Source organism: Stenotrophomonas sp. STEN031, from assembly GCF_056759975.1.
In genome coordinates, this window is record NZ_JBRREA010000003.1 from 18,356 (window position 1) to 35,324 (window position 16,969).

The window sequence follows — 16,969 nt, forward strand, 5'->3', positions numbered from 1 at the left end:
CCACCTGTAGAGCCGAGCCCTGCTCGGCTGGGGCTTTTCCGGTAAGGCTCCTGCCGAGCACGGCTCGGCACTACATCAAGAACCGCTTACTTGTTCGGCGCAAATGCCAGCGTACGACGCGTGGTGGTCGGGCTGCTGATCGGCTCGAACTTCCAACGCTTCACCGCATTCAAGGCCTCGCGGTCGAACACGCGTGCCGGGTTGGCGCGCAGCACGCGAGCGTCGGTGACCGAGCCATCGGTGCCGATGCTCAGTTCCACCAGCACTTCACCAGAGGTGCCCGAACGCAGGGCGTCGGCCGGGTAACGCGGGGCCGGCGTACTGACCGCGCGCAGAGTCGGTGCGGCCGCCGGCTTGGGTGCGGCGGCCTGCTGGGCAGCTGCGGCCGCCGCACTGCGCTGTTCCGCTTCACGACGGGCGGCAGTCTGGCGCTCGGCTTCCTGACGTTCGCTTTCCTTGCGCGCGGCTTCCTGCTTTGCGGCCAGTTGCTGGGCGGCGCTGGCTTCTGCGGCCTGCTGCTGGGCCAGGCGCTGCTGTTCAACCTGCTGCTTGGCGCGGCTCTCGGCGTCCTTCTTGGCCTTGTCGGCTTCTTCCACCGTGCGGCGCTCGGCAACCTGCATGCTGCCCGTCACGCCCTGTTTCAGGCGCGGCAGGGCGGGTGCATTGGGATCCACCTTTTCCACCAGTGCGATAAGCCGCTGGGTTTCGGGGAAGTCTTCCCGGCCCAGGGCCTGCTCGGCGGCAATCAGGGTGTAGGGCTGCAGGTCGGTCAATGCGCTCTTGATGGACGCGTCATCGGGAAGCTTGTCACGCAAGGCCAGGTAGTACTCCATGGCGTTGTCGCCGGCCGGGGCGTACATGCGGTTTTCGCGCAGTGCGGCGCTGGCCAGGTCGCGCAGCTGCTGGGTATCCATGGCCTGGACCTTTTCGGCTACCGCCGGGGCAGGCGCGGCGGCAGCCGGGGTGGCCGGTGCAGCGGCCGGTGCGGCGGTTTCATCCTTGCCGGAACAGGCAACCAGCGTGCTCAGCAGAACAACGGGCGCCAACAGGCGCAGCTTGCCTTTACTCATGACGTACGACATCAAACATCCCCTTGAATCGACGAACGTGGACTGCGTAGGCCCTGACGGCGCATGGTGGCGGCATTTCCCGATGCCGCACCCATCAGCAGTGAAGCGCGAATCTAGCATCGCCGGCGCGGTAAGCGGCGGTCGATGATGACGCTGAAATGAAAAAGTGACGGGCGTCACATTGCGTGGCGCCCGTCCCTGCTGTCGCTCAGTGCGCGTTGGCGGCGGGCTTGGCGTGGCCGTTGGACATCAGCTTGTCGGTCCAGGCGATGCCGATGGCCGACAGGATGAACACGCAGTGGATGATGGTCTGCCACAACACGCCATCGCGGGTGAAGGTGGTGCAAGGCGACTTGATCGCGGTCAGTTCCGGGGTGCACAGCGGCATGCCGAGCTGGCCGGCTTCGATGAAGGTCTTGAGCAGGTGGATCGAGGAGATGCCGATGATCGCCATTGCGAGTTTGACCTTCAGCACCGAGGCGTTGACGTGGCTCAGCCATTCCGGCTGGTCGGGGTGGCCCTGCAGGCCAAGACGGGAGACGAAGGTTTCATAACCACCGACGATCACCATCACCAGCAGGTTGGAGATCATCACCACGTCGATCAGGCCCAGCACGATCAGCATGATCTTCTGCTCGGTCAGACCCTGCGCGTCGGTGACAAGATGCAACAACTCCTTGCCGAACAGGAACACATAGACGCATTGCGCGACGATCAGCCCCAGGTACAGCGGCAGCTGCAGCCAGCGCGAGGCGAAGATCAGGGACGAGAGCGGGCTCAGCGGTTTGTAGTCGGACATTGGAAGGATGGTGCGTTGCGGAAACCGCGCAGGTTACCGGTCGCCCGGAAGGCTGCCAAGCGGCTACCGTAAGGGCCCCTGAGGATGGTTCTGCCGAGGCGTATTCATGATCGACCTTTACTATTGGCCCACTCCCAATGGCCACAAGATCACCCTGTTCCTGGAGGAGGCCGGGCTGGAATACCGCGTGCACCCGGTCAACATCGGCAAGGGCGACCAGTTCCTGCCGGAATTCCTCGCCATCTCGCCGAACAACAAGATGCCGGCCATCGTCGACCATGCCCCGGCCGACGGTGGCGCAGCGTTGAGCGTGTTCGAGTCCGGTGCCATCCTGCTGTACCTGGCCGAGAAGACCGGCCGCTTCATCCCCGCCGACCTGCGCGGCCGTGCCGCCACCCTGGAATGGCTGTTCTGGCAGATGGGCGGGCTGGGCCCGATGAGCGGGCAGATGGGTCATTTCAACGTCTACGCCCCGGAACGCATTCCCTACGCGATCGAGCGCTATGACAGTGAGGTGCGGCGCCTGCACCGGGTGATGGACAAGCGCCTGTCCGAGTCGGCCTATCTGGGCGGTGCGGACTACGGCATCGCCGACATGGCCAGCTATCCGTGGATTGGCGCCTATGCCAAGCTGCCGGTGGACTTCGACGCCTTCCCGCACCTGCGTCGCTGGCACCAGGCCATCGCCGAGCGGCCGGCTACCCAGCGTGCCTATGCAATCGGGCCGACGGTCAATCCGCAGGCCGGGCAGCCACTCAGCGACGAGGAAAAACGCCTGCTGTTCGGGCAGCGCTGAGCCACAGTCGGGGCATTGGCAGCGGCCGCCATGCAGGCGGCACGCTGCGGGGCAGGGCAATCACCACGCCAGCGGCGTGGTTTCCTGCTTCCAGAACAGCCAGCGGCGGATCTCCGGATGCGCACCCACGCCGATCTGTTCCGGATTGGCGGCGGTCGAGGTCAGGTCGAGCAGGTGCACCGTGCCGGAATAGCTGCCCACCGCCAGCAAGCGGCCATCGGCGGAACTGGCCATCGCGCTGATGGTACTGCCGACATGCTGCTTCCATAGCAGGGTGCCGGCCGCATCCACCGCACGCAGGTAACCATAGGCATCGCCCAGCACCAGCCCGCCGGCCACCGGCGCGCTGGCGTAGATGCGGCCGCCCGGATCCACCACCTGCAGTGCGGGGTGGTCTTCGTAGAAGTCGGTGTCGATCTGGCCGAAAGCCGCTGTTTCCACCGCAATGGTGGCGCCGTTGTAGAAGTGGCAGGCATTCAGCGCGACATGCTGGCCATCGGCGAAGAACGCCGCGTGGTGCGGATACTCGCCGTGTGGGCCGATCGTGCAGACCGGCTGGCCCTGGCCGTTGAAGATCCGGTGGTGGCCGTCCTGCTGGCCGCAGGCGATCCACTGCCCGTCGGGCGAGACCGCGGCATGGACCATGTCCAGTCGCACTGCATAAGGGTCCTCGTCGGCAGCCTGTTCCCGCAGTTCTTCGGCGGTCGGCAACAGCCGCTGGATGCCGGCGGCGCTGCACAGGAACACACCATCGGCACGCACCACCACCGCGCGCTGGCCGTCGTTGAAGGGGATCAACTGCTGTATCGCCGCCTCGTCTTCGGCTGCAGCCAGGCTGGCCAACGTTGCCGGCAAGGCCTCATCACCACGTGGCAGCGAAAGCTCGGCGATAGGCTGGGGCTGCTCGCCACGCATGATGTGGATGTGCCCTGCCGTGGCCAGTGCCACGAGTTGCCGGTCCGGGCTGCTGCCGAACATCAGCACGTCGGGCAGCGGGCGGATTTCCAGCCCACGCACGCTCAGCACCTGGCCCGGCTCGTACCAGGCCCCGGTGCGCACCAGCAGGCTGCCATCGGGCAGCCAGGCCAGTGCGCTGAAGCCCTGGCCGTTGGCCTCCAGCAGCGACTGGGTGGCCTCATGCAGCGGCGGCCATTGCCCGCGCAGCTGCGCCAGTGCCGCCCCGTCGCCGTTGGTATTGGCTGCGCGCAACGCTTCCATCAGGGTCGGCAACAGCGCCGACAGATCGGGTGGATCCTGCGGCTGGCCCATGTTCTTCCAGTTGCAGGCATCACCACGGGCGACGTAATCGTTGAGATGGCTGGCGTAGGCATGGATGGCGGCCTGCCAGCGCAGGTGTGGAGCGGAATCGGTCATGGGGTGCGAACGGGATCGTCGAAGCAGGACTTTCGATGGAAGCACAGCAGGCCGTGGTTCGCTAGGATGGCCCGATCCGTGCTGTCCCTGACAGGAATCCCATGCGTCCCTTGTTTCTAGCCCTTGCCATGATCCTCGCCACTCCTGCTGTCCACGCCGAGAAGCTCACCCTCGAAGCCATCACCGGCAACGCGCCGCTGTCCGGCCCCACGTTGATGAAGCCCAAGGTGGCCCCGGATGGTTCGCGGGTGACCTTCCTGCGCGGCAAGGACAGCGACGTCAAGCAGCTGGACCTGTGGGAATACGACATCGCCAGCGGCCAGACCCGGCTGCTGGTGGACTCCAAGGTGGTGCTGCCTGGCACCGAAACCCTGAGCGATGCTGAAAAGGCACGCCGCGAGCGCCAGCGCATCGCCGCCTTCAGCGGCATCGTCGATTACCAGTGGTCGCCGGATGCCAAAACCCTGCTGTTCCCGCTGGGTGGCGAGCTCTACCTGTACGACCTGGGCAAGCAGGGCCACGCTGCGGTACGCAAGCTCACCAATGGCGAAGGCTTCAGCACCGACGCCAAGCTCTCGCCCAAGGGTGGCTTCGTCAGCTTCGTGCGCGAGCGCAACCTGTGGGTGATCGACCTGGCCAGCGGCAAGCAACTGCAGCTGACCCGCGACGGCAGCGCCACCATCGGCAACGGTGTGGCCGAATTCGTCGCCGACGAGGAAATGGACCGCCACACCGGTTACTGGTGGGCGCCGGACGACTCGGCCATTGCCTTCGCCCGCATCGACGAATCGCCGGTGCCGGTGCAGAAGCGCTATGAGATGTATGCCGACCGCGTGGAGATGATCGAGCAGCGCTACCCGGCGGCGGGTGATCCGAACGTATTGGTCACCCTGGGCGTGATCGCGCCGCGCTCTGATGCGGCGGTCAACTGGGTGGACCTGGGCAAGCAGACCGATATCTACCTGACCCGCGTCAATTGGCGCGATGCCCAGCACCTCACCTTCCAGCGGCAGAGTCGCGACCAGCACACGCTGGAGCTGATCGAAGCCAACCTGGCCGACGGCAGGCAGCAGGTACTGGTCACCGAGACCGGCAAGACCTGGGTGCCGCTGCACAACAGCCTTAAGTTCCTCAAGGATGGCCGCTTCCTGTGGTCGTCCGAGCGCAGCGGCTTCCAGCACCTGTATGTGTCCAGCGCCGATGGCCGCAGCCAGACCGCGTTGACTTCGGGCAACTGGCCGGTGGACGAACTGCTGGCCGTCGATGAAGAAGCGGGCACTGTCTACTTCCGTGCCGGCATGGAATCAGCGCTGCGCAGTGAAATCTATTCAGTGCCGCTGGCCGGTGGCACGCCGACCAAGCTGTCGAAGACCGCCGGTATGCACAGTGCCGCGTTCGCCAAGAACGCCAGCGTCTATGTGGACAGCTGGTCCAACCACACCACGCCGCCGCAGATCGAGTTGTTCCGCGCCAATGGCGAAAAGATCGCCACCCTGCTGGATAACAACCTGGCCGACGCCAAGCACCCGTATGCCAGGTACCGCGACGCACAGCGCCCGGTCGAATACGGCACGCTGACCGCTGCCGATGGCAAGACGCCGCTCAATTACAGCGTGATCAAGCCGGAAGGCTTCGACCCGGCGAAGAAGTATCCGGTTGCCGTCTACGTGTACGGCGGCCCGGCCTCGCAGACCGTGACCGACAGTTGGCCCGGCCGTGGCGATCACCTGTTCAACCAGTACCTGGCCCAGCGCGGCTATGTGGTGTTCTCGCTGGACAACCGTGGCACGCCGCGTCGCGGCCGTGACTTCGGCGGTGCGCTGTACGGCGTGCAAGGCACGGTGGAAGTGGCCGACCAGCTCAAGGGCGTGGAATGGCTGAAGTCGCAGCCGTGGGTGGATGGCAGCCGTATCGGCGTGCAGGGCTGGTCCAACGGCGGTTACATGACCTTGATGCTGCTGGCCAAGGCCTCGGACCAGTACGCCTGTGGCGTGGCCGGCGCGCCGGTCACCGACTGGGGCCTGTACGACACCCATTACACCGAGCGCTACATGAACCTGCCGGCAGCCAATGTCGATGGTTACCGCGAAGCACGCGTGCTGACGCACATCGCCGGGCTGACCTCGCCGCTGCTGCTGATCCACGGCATGGCCGATGACAACGTGTTGTTCTCCAACTCGACCAGCCTGATGAGCGCGCTGCAGAAGCGTGGCCAGCCGTTCGAGCTGATGACCTATCCGGGTGCCAAGCATGGGTTGTCGGGCGCGGATGCCTTGCACCGTTACCGGGTGGCTGAGAGCTTCCTTGGGCGTTGCTTGAAGCCTTGAGGGGTTTTGCTGTTTTGATTTGTCGGTGAGGGCTGCAGGCCAAAGCCAGAAGCACCCCTCCCCAACCCTCCCCTTGCCTGCGGCAAAGGGAGGGGGCTGAGCTGTTCCCCCTCCCTTTCGCGCAGCGAAGGGGAGGGTTGGGGAGGGGTAAGCTTTGCTCCCGCAGTTGCCCCAACACCCCCACTTCCTACCCTTGCCGCCCCGGCAACGACTGCGTACGGTCAGCCCATCCCTTATGGAGCTGCCCATGAAACCTCTCGTCCTTGCCGTCGCCCTGGCCCTGGCCGCCCCGCTGCCGTTCACCGCCGGCGCAGCACCGGCACCGGCCAAGGCAGCACCTGCCGCACCGGCCTGGGTTGCCCACAGCAATGAACTGGCGCAGATCCTGCTGCAGGCGCAAGCACCGTTCCAGCCCGAAATGACCAGCTTCTTCGGCGTGCCGGGTTACGACGACAAGGTTGTCGATCTGGGCCCGGACAACAGCAACCGTTACCGCGCGGCGCTGGGCAAGGCGCGCGACCAGCTGCGCGAGAAGCTGCAGGTGGAGCGCGACCCCAATGTGCGCCAGGACCTGCAGATCCTGATCGCCGCGGCCGAGCGCAACATCGAGAGCAGCACCCTCAACGAACAGCACCTGATGCCATGGGTGGATGTGCCGCAGGCGGTGTTTGGCGGCATCAACGGCCTGCTCTCCGACCAGGTGCCGGAAGCGCGCCGGGCCAAGGCCCTGGATCGCCTGAAGGCCTATCTGGGCCAGGCCCCCGGCACGCAGCCGCTGGCTACCCTGGCGCGCCAGCGCTATGAGGAAAAGAGCGGCACGCCCAACCTGCTGCAGCCGACCAAAATCGAGGTCGACCAGGCCCTGGCCAACGTCGACACCTACATCGCCGGCATCGGCAAGCTGTTCGCCAAGTACAGGATCGACGGTGCCGATGCTTCGCTGGCCGAGCTGTCCACGCAGATGAAGGACTACATCGCCTGGACGCAGAAAGAGGTGCTGCCCAAGGCGCGTACCGACACCCGCCTGCCGGCCGAGCTGTACGCCTTCCAGCTCAAGGAAGTGGGCGTGGACATCGATCCGGCCCTGCTGATGCAGCGTGCCCAGCTGGAGTACATGGAAACCCGCGCGATGATGCGCCAGCTGGCGCCGCTGGTGGTGCAGGCCAAGGGCCTGAAGGTGGCCGACAACACCGACTATGCGGCGGTGATTCGCGCGCTGAAGCAGGACAAGATCGGCAACGACCAGCTCGAATCGCATTACCGTGGCGTCATCGATGCGATCGACCCCATCATCCGCAAGCAGGGCATCGTCGACGTGCCGCAGCGTCCGCTGCAGATGCGCCTGGGCAGCGAGGCCGAAAGTGCCGCCTCACCGGCCCCGCATTACCTGCCAGCACCGTTGGTCGGCAACACCGGCCAGCAGGGCACCTTCGTGCTGCCGCTGGGCAACCCGGCCTCGGGCGAGAAGGCGCAGTACGACGACTTCAACTTCGGCTCGGCGGCCTGGACGCTGAGCGCGCATGAAGGCCGCCCCGGCCACGACCTGCAGTTCGCGGCGATGGTGGAGCGCGGTATCTCGCTGGCGCGCACCCTGTTCGCCTTCAATTCGGTCAATGTTGAAGGCTGGGCGCTGTATGCCGAAGCCGAGATGGTGCCGTTCGAGCCGCTGGACGGGCAGATGATCGCACTGCAGTTCCGCCTGCTGCGTGCCGCCCGCGCCATGCTCGACCCCGCGCTCAACCTGGGCCAGACCGACCGCGAAAGCGCGCGCAAGGTGCTGGTCGAGGGCGTGGGCCTGTCCGAGGCCATGGCCACGCAGGAGCTGGACCGTTACACCGTGCGTTCGCCGGGCCAGGCCTGCAGCTACTTCTACGGCTATACCCGGATCATGGAACTGCGCATGCAGACCGAGCTGGCGCTGGGCGACAAGTTCGACCGCCTGGCCTTCAACAACTTCCTGCTCGACCAGGGCCTGCTGCCGCCGGACCAGCTGGCAGCGGCGGTCAACGAGGTCTTCATTCCGGCCCAGCGCCGCAAGTAAAAGCACAAAGGGCGCCGCAAGGCGCCCTTTTCAATTGGATCGGCTTTTGTAGGAGCGGCGTCAGCCGCGAAGCCACCACATCATCAGGTGACATAGACAGCAACGACTTCAGAACCATCAGTTTCATTTTTGTGGGAGCGGCGTAAGCCGCGAAGCCGCTACATCATCTTATGGCAAAGCAGCCAAGGCCTTCAGCGGCATCAGCTTCGCGGCTTATGCCGCTCCCACAGCGCGCACAGGACAACGCCAGCCCAGGCGCTTCATTCCTTGTCGTTTGAAGGTTTGACTGTCGTACTGTCGCTGGCATCGGCCTCGAACAGGTGCATCAGGTCGGCACGGGCATCGCGCGAGGTCTGCATCACCGCCGCTTCGTCGTCGTAGACCAGATGCTGCGCCTTGAGCAGCGCTTCATCGTGTTCGCGGAAACGCTGTACGTGGTCGCGCGCCACATTTTCCGGGAAGCCAAGCGCGGTCAGCACCCGCTCGCTGGCTTCAAGGCTGGAGCCGAATACCTCGCGGAACGGTTCGGCTGACATGTCCAGCAGCTTCCAGGCGTGCTGGCGGTTGCGCGCACGCGCCAGCACCGTCGCCTTGGGATACATGCGCCGCACCAGCCGCACCGCGCGCAGATTGGTGTCGGGGTTGTCCATCGCCATCACGAACACGCGGATGTGTTCGGCGCCGGCGGCACGCAGCAGATCGGGGCGGGTCGGGTCGCCGTAGTACAGCTGGTTGCCGAAACGGCGCAGGTCCTTGACCGTGTCCGGGTCGGCTTCCAAGGCAACAAAGGGAATGCGCTGTGCGGTCAGCATGCGGCCGACGATCTGGCCGAAGCGGCCCATGCCGGCAATCAATACCTGTGGTCGCTGCGCGCCGGCGTCCTTGAGGGTCTCATCCGGTGCGGGCTGTGTTGGCCGCGGCGCTGGCTTGAGTTGCAGTGATCGTTGCAGGGCAAGCAGCAGCAAGGGGGTGATCGCCATCGACAGGCTGACCACGGCCACCAGCCGGTCGTGGTTGATGCGCCCGAGCAGATGCGCCCGCTCGGCTTCGTTGAACACCACGAAGGCGAATTCCCCGCCCAGCCACAACACGCTGCCCAGCATCAGCGCATTGCGTAGCGACATGCGCGCGGCCAGGCCCAGCGCGATCAGGATGGAGAACTTCACCACCAGCAGGATCGCCACGCCGAGCGCGATGATCTCGGGTTCGGCGGCCACCCGCTTCAGGTCGATGCCCATGCCAACGGCAATGAAGAACAGACCAAGCAGCAGGCCCTTGAACGGCTCGATCTGCGACTCGATCTCGTGGCGGAATTCGGAGTCGGCCAGCAATACGCCGGCGATGAAGGCGCCCAGGCTGGCGCTGAGCCCAGCCTCGGCCATGAACCAGGCCGTGCCCAGCACCACCAGCAAGGCGGTGGCGGTGAACACCTCCGGCATGCGGGTACGGGCGACGATGTTGAACAGCTGGCGCAGCATCGGCCGGCCGAGCACGATCACCAGCATCAACGCGCCGAGGGCGATGGAGGCATCCTGCCAGCTCAGGGTTTCGTTCTTGACCCCACCCAGCAGTGGAATGGCCGCCAGCAACGGGATCGCCACCAGGTCCTGGAACAACAGGATGGCAAAGCCGAGCCGGCCATAGTCGGTATTGAGCGCCTTGTGCTCGGACAACAGCTGCAGGCCTACCGCCGTGGAGGACAGGGCCAGCGCGGTGCCGATCACCAGCGCGCTCTTCCACGAGAAGTGATTGAGCAGCAGCAAACCACCCAGCACCACCGCACTGAGCAGCACCTGCACCGTGCCAGCGCCGAACACCGGCCGCCGCATCACCATCAGCCGCGACGGTGACAGCTCCAGCCCGATCACGAACAGCAGCATCACCACGCCGATCTCGGCGGCATTGAGGATGCGGTCGGCGTCCTGCACGAAGCCCAGCACATGCGGCCCCAGCACCACGCCAGCGGCCAGGTAGCCCAGCACCGCGCCCAGCCCGAAGCGCTTGAATACCGGCACGGCGATGACCGCCGCCAGCAGCAGTACCAAGGCTAATTCGAGACCGGTGCCATGCATTTGAAGGGATTCCTTGATTGATTCAGCTGACCGGTCGGGCAGCTGCCTACCGAGGATTTCACATTATGCGGACTGTGCCGTGAGTGAATGCGAACGGCAGCCCTCCATGGGCGGGATGCAGCGGTGCAGGCTTGACCCCGTCGGCCAACAGGACCAGACTCGCGCCGCTGCCGGTAGAACCGCGCAGCACCTTTCCGGAGTCCAACCCATGTCCAGCGACAGTAGAAGTCGATCGCGATCGTCGACACCAGCGACGGCAACCGCCTGACAGGGCTGGTTCGCCCTGTGCTGGCGTTGCGGTCGCAATCCAGAACAGGCGAATCAACATGAACCAGAAGCAATTTCTGCGGCCCGTGGTGGACGCAGCCACGCTGAGCGCGCCCTTGGCCGATTACAACACCGCCGACGCGGTGGAGTATCTCAACGCCCTGCAATTGCCGCTTGCGGCCAATACGCTGGCGGCACTGTCGTTGCCGCGAGCGGTCAAACTGCTGGAAGCCCCTGAGCTGCAGCATGCGGGCGAGCTGATCGCGGCGTTACCGCCCGCCCGCGCCGCAGCCCTGCTGGGGCTGATGGCCGACGACCGTGCCACCGATATCGTCCATGAGCTGGATGATGCCGAGCGTGCGCGGTTGATCCCGCTGCTGGCACCGGAGGCGCGGCGCTCGATCCAGCTGCTGCTGAGCTATCCGCCCAACACCGCCGGCGCCTTGATGACCACCGAGTTTGTCGGCGTGCCGGCAGACTGGACGGTGGCACAGACCCTGCAGCACATCCGCGAAGTGGAGCGCAGCCGCGAGACGGTCTACGCCATCTACGTGCTGGACCCGCAGACCCGCCAGCTGCAGCAGGTGGTGACGATGCGGCGGCTGATCACCGGCGAACCGCAGGATTCGATTCTGTCCGTTGCCCAGGTCAATCCGCCGGTGACCGTGGATGCCTTGCTGGACCAGGAGGAGGTGGCGCAGCTGATCCGCCGCCACGACCTGCTGGCGATCCCGGTAGTGGATGCACAGCAGCAGATGCTGGGGATCGTCACCGTCGACGACATCCTCGATGCATTGATCGACGAATCCACCGAGGACGTGCACAAGTTCGGCGGCGTGGAAGCCCTGGACAAGCCGTACATGCAGATCGGCTTCCTGGAGATGCTGCGCAAGCGCGCCGGCTGGTTGAGCGTGCTGTTCCTCGGCGAAATGCTGACCGCCAGCGCCATGCAGCACTACGAGGACGAGCTGGCGCGCGCGGTGGTGCTGACCTTGTTCATTCCGCTGATCATGAGCTCGGGCGGCAACTCCGGCTCGCAGGCGACCTCGCTGCTGATCCGCTCGCTGGCGCTGCGCGAACTGCGCCTGCGTGACTGGTGGAAGGTTGCCCTGCGCGAGCTGCCGACCGGCGTGGTGCTGGGTGCGATCCTCGGCACCCTGGCGATCATCCGCATCACCGTCTGGCAGCTGGCCGGCCTGCACGACTACGGCGAGCACTGGAAGCTGCTGGCGGTGACCATCGGCGCGGCCCTGATTGGCATCGTCACCTTCGGTTCGCTATCCGGCTCGATGCTGCCCTTCGTGCTCAAGCGCCTGGGCTTCGACCCGGCCAGCGCATCGGCCCCGTTCGTGGCCACGTTGGTGGATGTCACCGGCTTGGTGATCTATTTCAGCATCGCCGCAATGATCCTCGGCGGCACCCTGCTTTGAATGTAGTGCCGAGCCATGCTCGGCAGGGGCGTTACCCGTAGCGGGGGACCTGTAGTGCCGAGCCATGCTCGGCAAGGGCTCTACCGGCAAACCCAACGGCAAACGCAGAAGCCACCCCTCCCCAACCCTCCCCTGCGCTACGCGCAAGGGAGGGGGCTGTTCGCGGCCATCTGCCAGTTCGCCGCTTGTCTCCCTCCCTTTGGCGCAGCCAAGGGGAGGGCCGGGGAGGGGTGCTCTTCGCCAAATCCAATTCCCCACTTTGATCCAACGCAGCCCACCCACCACCGCAGCCGTGTACCTTTGACCCGGTACCCGCAACAGGCGTCGCAATGAGCACCTATCACCTGCAGACCGTATTCCGCCCCCGCTCGGTGGCAGTGATTGGCGGCAGCCCGCGCGATCGTTCCGCCGGCCGCGCGGTGATCCGTAACCTGCGCGCCGGCGGCTTCGCCGGGCAGATCGGCTGGGTCAGCCCGCGCTATGCCGAAATCGATGGCATGCGCACGGTCAAGAAGCTCAAGGACCTGCCGTGGATTCCGGATCTGGTGGTCATCACCGTGCCGGCAACGCTGTTGCCGCAGGTGGTTGCCCAAGCCGCCGAGCTGGGCGTGGCCGCCGCCATCATCCTCACTTCCGGCCTGGGCAAGGGCCCGGGCTCCTTGGCGGCACAGGTGGAAGCCGCAGCGCGACCCAAGGGCATGCGCGTGCTCGGCCCGCATTGCCTGGGCGTCATCGCCCCGCATGCACGGCTCAACGCCAGCATCGCCGCACACACGCCGCAGGCCGGCGATCTGGCGCTGATCTCCGAATCCAGTGCCATTGCCGCCGCGCTGGTGGAATGGGGCGTAGCCCGCTCGGTGGGTTTCTCGGCGGTGGTGTCGCTGGGCGATGCGCTGGATGTCGACTTCGGCGACCTGCTCGATTACTTCGCCAGCGACTACCGCACCCGCGCCATCCTGCTCTACGTCGACCAGATCAGCGACGCGCGCAAGTTCATGTCGGCGGCCCGTGCCGCCGCACGTGCAAAACCCGTGGTGGTGGTCAAATCCGGGCGCAAGCCACGCGGCAGCGCAGAGGTGGTCACCACCCATTCGCAGGCGTTGGCCGATTCCGATGCGGTCTACGGCGCAGCCTTCAACCGCGCCGGCCTGCTGCGGGTGAATGCACTGGATGAGTTGTTCACTGCAGCCGAAACACTGGGCCGTCTCGGAACCTTCCCCGGCCGCCGCTTGGCCATCCTCAGCAATGGCGGTGGTGTTGGCCGGCTGGCAGTGGATCAGCTGCAGGCACTCGGCGGCAGCCTGGCCGAGCTGTCACCAGCCACCGTCGCGCTGCTGGACCAGGCCTTGCCGCAGGGCTGGTCACGCGACAACCCGGTCGACATCGTGGTCGATGCCGATGGTGGCCGCTACGCCTCGGCGATTGAAGCACTGCTGTCCGACGACGCCAACGACGCGGTGCTGGTGATAAATGTGCCCACCGCCTTCACCTCCTCGGCCGAGGCCGCGCAGGCGCTGACCACTACGCTCGGGCAACGCTCGCGGCAGCTGCGCGACAAGCCGGTGTTCGCGGTATGGCTGGGCAATGACGACCGCGCCACAGTCACCCTCAACACCGCCCGCGTTCCGACCTACCCAACCGAAGCCGATGCCGTGCGCGGCTTCCAGCATCTGGTGCGTTACCGCGAAGCGCAGACCGCACTGATGGAAACGCCGCCCAGCTTGCCGGCGGATTTCGTGGTGGACGTGCCGGCTGCACGCGCGCTGGTCGAAGCGGCGCTGGCCAATGACCAGCAATGGCTGGATCCGGTGGCCACGCACAAGCTGCTGCAGGCCTACGGCATACCGTCGTTGGAAGTGATGGTCGCGCGTGATCCGCACGAAGCAATGGACCTGGCCCAGCCCTTGCTGGAGCAGGGCATGAGCGTGGCGGTGAAGATTTTCTCGCCGGACATCCCGCACAAATCCGAAGTCGATGGTGTACGCCTGAACCTGGGCAGCCTGCGTGCCGTGCAGGCTGCCGCTACTGCCATCCTGCAGCGGGCCCGCGAGCTGCGTCCGCTGGCGCGCATCGAGGGTGTGCTGGTGCAGCCCAGCCTGACCCGGCCCAAGGCTCGGGAGCTGATCGCCGGCATTGCCGACGATCCGGTATTCGGGCCGGTGGTGGTGTTTGGCCGTGGCGGTACGGCAGTGGAAGTCATCGACGACAAGACCCTCGCGCTGCCACCGCTGGACCTGCGACTTGCCCATGAAGTGATCGGCCGTACCCGCGTCTCGCGCATCCTCAAGGCCTATGGCGACGTGCCGGCGGCGGACGAGCGCGCGGTGGCGATGGTGCTGGTCAAGCTGGCGCAGCTGGCGGCGGATATTCCCGAGATCCGCACGCTGGACCTCAATCCGCTGTTGGCCGACCGTAACGGCGTGATTGCGTTGGATGCGCGCGTGGCCATTACCCCGGTCAAACGCCTGCACAAGGGGCGTGGCCATCCGCGTTTCGCGATCTTCCCGTATCCCACCGAGTGGGAACGCACGATCGATCTGTCCGACGGTGGCAAGGCCTTCATCCGCCCAGTGCGACCCGAAGACGATGGCCTGTTCCGCGCTTTCTTCGCACGCGTCACCGACGATGACTTGCGTCTGCGCTTCTTCCAGTCGGTGAAGCACTTCAGCCACGAGTTCATCGCCCGCCTGACCCAGCTGGATTACGCGCGCTCGATCGCGCTGGTGGCGATTGATCCGAAGACCGGCGAAATGCTCGGCGCAGTGCGCCTGCACGCCGATGCGGACTACAACCGCGGCGAGTACGGCATCCTGATCCGCTCGGACCTGAAGGGCCACGGCATCGGCTGGAAGCTGATGCAGATCATGATCGAATACGCCGGCTGGCTGGGTTTGAACGTGGTGGAAGGGCAGGTGCTGCGTGAGAACAGCACCATGCTGGCGATGTGCCAGAGCCTGGGTTTCAAGGTGAAGGCGGATCCGGATGACTCCACCATCATGAATGTGACGTTGCCGGTGGGTGAGGTTAAGAACTAAAGGCCAAGAGCCAAAGGCCAAGAGCCAAAGGCCAAGAGCCAAAGGCACCCCTCCCCAACCCTCCCCTGCGCTACGCGCAAGGGAGGGGGCAGATCAGCTCCCTCCCTTTGCCGAAGGCAAGGGGAGGGTTGGGGAGGGGTGCTTTGGCTTTTGCTTTGGTTGTCGCTCCACCCCCACCCCTCACCCCCAAACCACCCCAAGGCGCGACAATAGCGCCATGCAAACGAACCAAGACCCAGCAGCCAGAACCCCGCTGCTACTGCTGCCCGGCCTGCTCAACGACGCCACCCTCTGGCAGGCCCAAATCGAAGCGCTCGCCGACATCGCCGACTGCCAGGTCGGTGACCTCACCCGGCAAACCACGATGCGCGCGGTCGCCGAAGACGTGCTGGCCAAGGCCCCGGCGCAGTTCGCCCTGGCCGGATTCTCACTCGGCGGCTACGTCGCCCAGGAAATCCTGCGCATCGCACCGCAACGGGTGTTGAAGCTGGCGCTGCTGGACACCTCGTTCAAACCCGACTCGCCCGAGCGCGCCGCACAACGCCTGGCACAGCAGAACAGCGTCCGCCTGCCCGGCACCTTCCACGGCTTCGGCGACAAGCTGATGCGCAGCTACATCGATGCTTCGCGGCTCGAGGACCATGCATTGGTAGATACCGTGCGCAGCATGACCGCACGCCTCGGCGCGGAAGTCTTCCTGCGCCAAAGCCAGTTGCAACGTGTGGACGGCAGCGAGGTCCTGAGCGCCTGGCAGGGCCCGGCCTTGATCGTCTGCGGGCGCAACGATGCGATCACGCCCTTGTCGGTCAGTGAGCAGATGACCACACTGATGCCGCAGTCAAGGCTGGTGGTGATCGAGGACTGCGGTCATCTGGCACCGTTGGAGAAACCGGCGGAAGTGAACGCCGCGATGCGTGCCTGGCTGCTATCCACGCCGGGCTGATCGATCTCAATCCCAAGCTGGCGCGATACCCGGATTGGCTACACGCTCGCCGCGATCCAGCTCGGCAATCCGTGCCATGTCCTCCGCATCCAGCCGCAGCTGCGCCGCCCGCAGGTTGCCGGCAAGGTTCTCGCGCTTGGTCGACGACGGAATCACCGCATAGCCTTGCTGCAGCGCCCACGCCAACGCGACCTGTGCGGTGCTTGCCTGGTGCTTGTCGGCAATGGCCTGGATCACCGGGTCCTTCAGCACGGCACCATAGGCCAGGCTCATGAACGCGGTGACATGGATGCCCTGCTCGCGCAGATAGGCGATCAAGGCGCGGTTCTGCAGGTAGGGATGTACTTCGATCTGGTTGGTGGCAATGGCATCGGCGCCGAGGATGGCGATGGCCTGGCGGGTCAGGTCGATGGTGAAGTTGGAAACACCAATCGCCTTGGTCAAGCCCAACGCCTTGGCTTCGCGCAGCGCACCCAGGAACTCGGCCATCGGCACTTCGTCCTTGGGCGAGGGCCAGTGGACCAGCGTCAGGTCGACGTGATCGGTGCGCAGCTTGCCCAGGCTCTCGCGCAGGCTGGCAAGCAGGTCATCGTGGTGGAAGTTGCTGATCCAGATCTTGGTGGTCAGGAACAGCTGCTCGCGCGGCACCGTGCCGCTGGCGATAGCCGCACCCAGATCGGCTTCGTTCTCGTAGATCTGCGCGGTGTCGAAAGCACGGTAGCCCAGCTCCAATGCGTTGTGCACGGAGTCGGTGAGTACCTGGTCCTTGAGGCGGTAGGTGCCAAGGCCAATAGCGGGAATAGTCATTCAAATCT

Annotated in this window: 11 protein-coding genes; 6 read left to right on the top strand and 5 right to left on the bottom strand. The window is 65.5% G+C overall.

Annotated elements, in window-relative coordinates:
• Positions 1-86: 86 nt before the first annotated feature.
• Positions 87-1,082 carry an energy transducer TonB gene (locus ACVOLQ_RS01815; protein ID WP_481526857.1) on the bottom strand — a complete coding sequence of 332 codons (996 nt, stop codon included), beginning with the start codon at positions 1,080-1,082 and terminating at the stop codon, positions 87-89.
• A 196-nt stretch (positions 1,083-1,278) separates the two neighbouring features.
• Positions 1,279-1,869 carry a TIGR00645 family protein gene (locus ACVOLQ_RS01820; RefSeq protein WP_313173236.1) on the bottom strand — a complete coding sequence of 197 codons (591 nt, stop codon included), beginning with the start codon at positions 1,867-1,869 and terminating at the stop codon, positions 1,279-1,281.
• 106 nt (positions 1,870-1,975) lie between these two features.
• On the opposite strand from ACVOLQ_RS01820, the gene ACVOLQ_RS01825 reads away from it, so the two are divergent.
• Positions 1,976-2,665: a glutathione binding-like protein gene (locus ACVOLQ_RS01825; RefSeq protein WP_481526858.1), complete on the top strand. Its 690-nt coding sequence runs from the start codon at positions 1,976-1,978 to the stop codon at positions 2,663-2,665.
• 60 nt (positions 2,666-2,725) lie between these two features.
• Here the strand turns inward: ACVOLQ_RS01825 and ACVOLQ_RS01830 are convergent, their stop codons facing one another.
• Entirely contained in the window at positions 2,726-4,039 is a 1,314-nt protein-coding gene (locus tag ACVOLQ_RS01830) for a WD40 repeat domain-containing protein (protein WP_481526859.1), read from the bottom strand.
• A 101-nt stretch (positions 4,040-4,140) separates the two neighbouring features.
• On the opposite strand from ACVOLQ_RS01830, the gene ACVOLQ_RS01835 reads away from it, so the two are divergent.
• Both ACVOLQ_RS01835 and ACVOLQ_RS01840 read left to right on the top strand, forming a co-directional pair.
• Positions 4,141-6,366 (top strand): S9 family peptidase, encoded by a 2,226-nt coding sequence (locus ACVOLQ_RS01835; protein WP_481526860.1) that lies wholly within the window; start codon positions 4,141-4,143, stop codon positions 6,364-6,366.
• Between the two features lie 247 nt (positions 6,367-6,613).
• Positions 6,614-8,407 carry a DUF885 domain-containing protein gene (locus ACVOLQ_RS01840; RefSeq protein WP_481526861.1) on the top strand — a complete coding sequence of 598 codons (1,794 nt, stop codon included), beginning with the start codon at positions 6,614-6,616 and terminating at the stop codon, positions 8,405-8,407.
• Between the two features lie 260 nt (positions 8,408-8,667).
• On the opposite strand, the gene ACVOLQ_RS01845 is transcribed toward ACVOLQ_RS01840, so the two are convergent.
• Positions 8,668-10,479 (bottom strand): monovalent cation:proton antiporter-2 (CPA2) family protein, encoded by a 1,812-nt coding sequence (locus tag ACVOLQ_RS01845; RefSeq protein WP_481526862.1) that lies wholly within the window; start codon positions 10,477-10,479, stop codon positions 8,668-8,670.
• A 326-nt stretch (positions 10,480-10,805) separates the two neighbouring features.
• On the opposite strand from ACVOLQ_RS01845, the gene mgtE reads away from it, so the two are divergent.
• The 3 genes from mgtE to ACVOLQ_RS01860 all read left to right on the top strand — a co-directional run bounded on the left by mgtE (position 10,806) and on the right by ACVOLQ_RS01860 (position 16,154).
• Complete coding sequence (mgtE, locus tag ACVOLQ_RS01850; RefSeq protein WP_481526863.1) at positions 10,806-12,176, top strand: magnesium transporter; 1,371 nt, start codon at positions 10,806-10,808, stop codon at positions 12,174-12,176.
• A 329-nt stretch (positions 12,177-12,505) separates the two neighbouring features.
• Positions 12,506-15,211 carry a bifunctional acetate--CoA ligase family protein/GNAT family N-acetyltransferase gene (locus tag ACVOLQ_RS01855; RefSeq protein ID WP_481526864.1) on the top strand — a complete coding sequence of 902 codons (2,706 nt, stop codon included), beginning with the start codon at positions 12,506-12,508 and terminating at the stop codon, positions 15,209-15,211.
• Between the two features lie 217 nt (positions 15,212-15,428).
• Positions 15,429-16,154, top strand: a complete 726-nt coding sequence (locus ACVOLQ_RS01860) for an alpha/beta fold hydrolase (protein WP_481526865.1) — start codon at positions 15,429-15,431, stop codon at positions 16,152-16,154.
• A 6-nt stretch (positions 16,155-16,160) separates the two neighbouring features.
• Here ACVOLQ_RS01860 and dkgB read toward each other — a convergent pair whose 3' ends face one another.
• Positions 16,161-16,961, bottom strand: coding sequence for a 2,5-didehydrogluconate reductase DkgB (gene dkgB, locus ACVOLQ_RS01865; protein ID WP_481526866.1), 801 nt, complete (start codon positions 16,959-16,961; stop codon positions 16,161-16,163).
• Between the last annotated feature and the right edge of the window lie 8 nt (positions 16,962-16,969).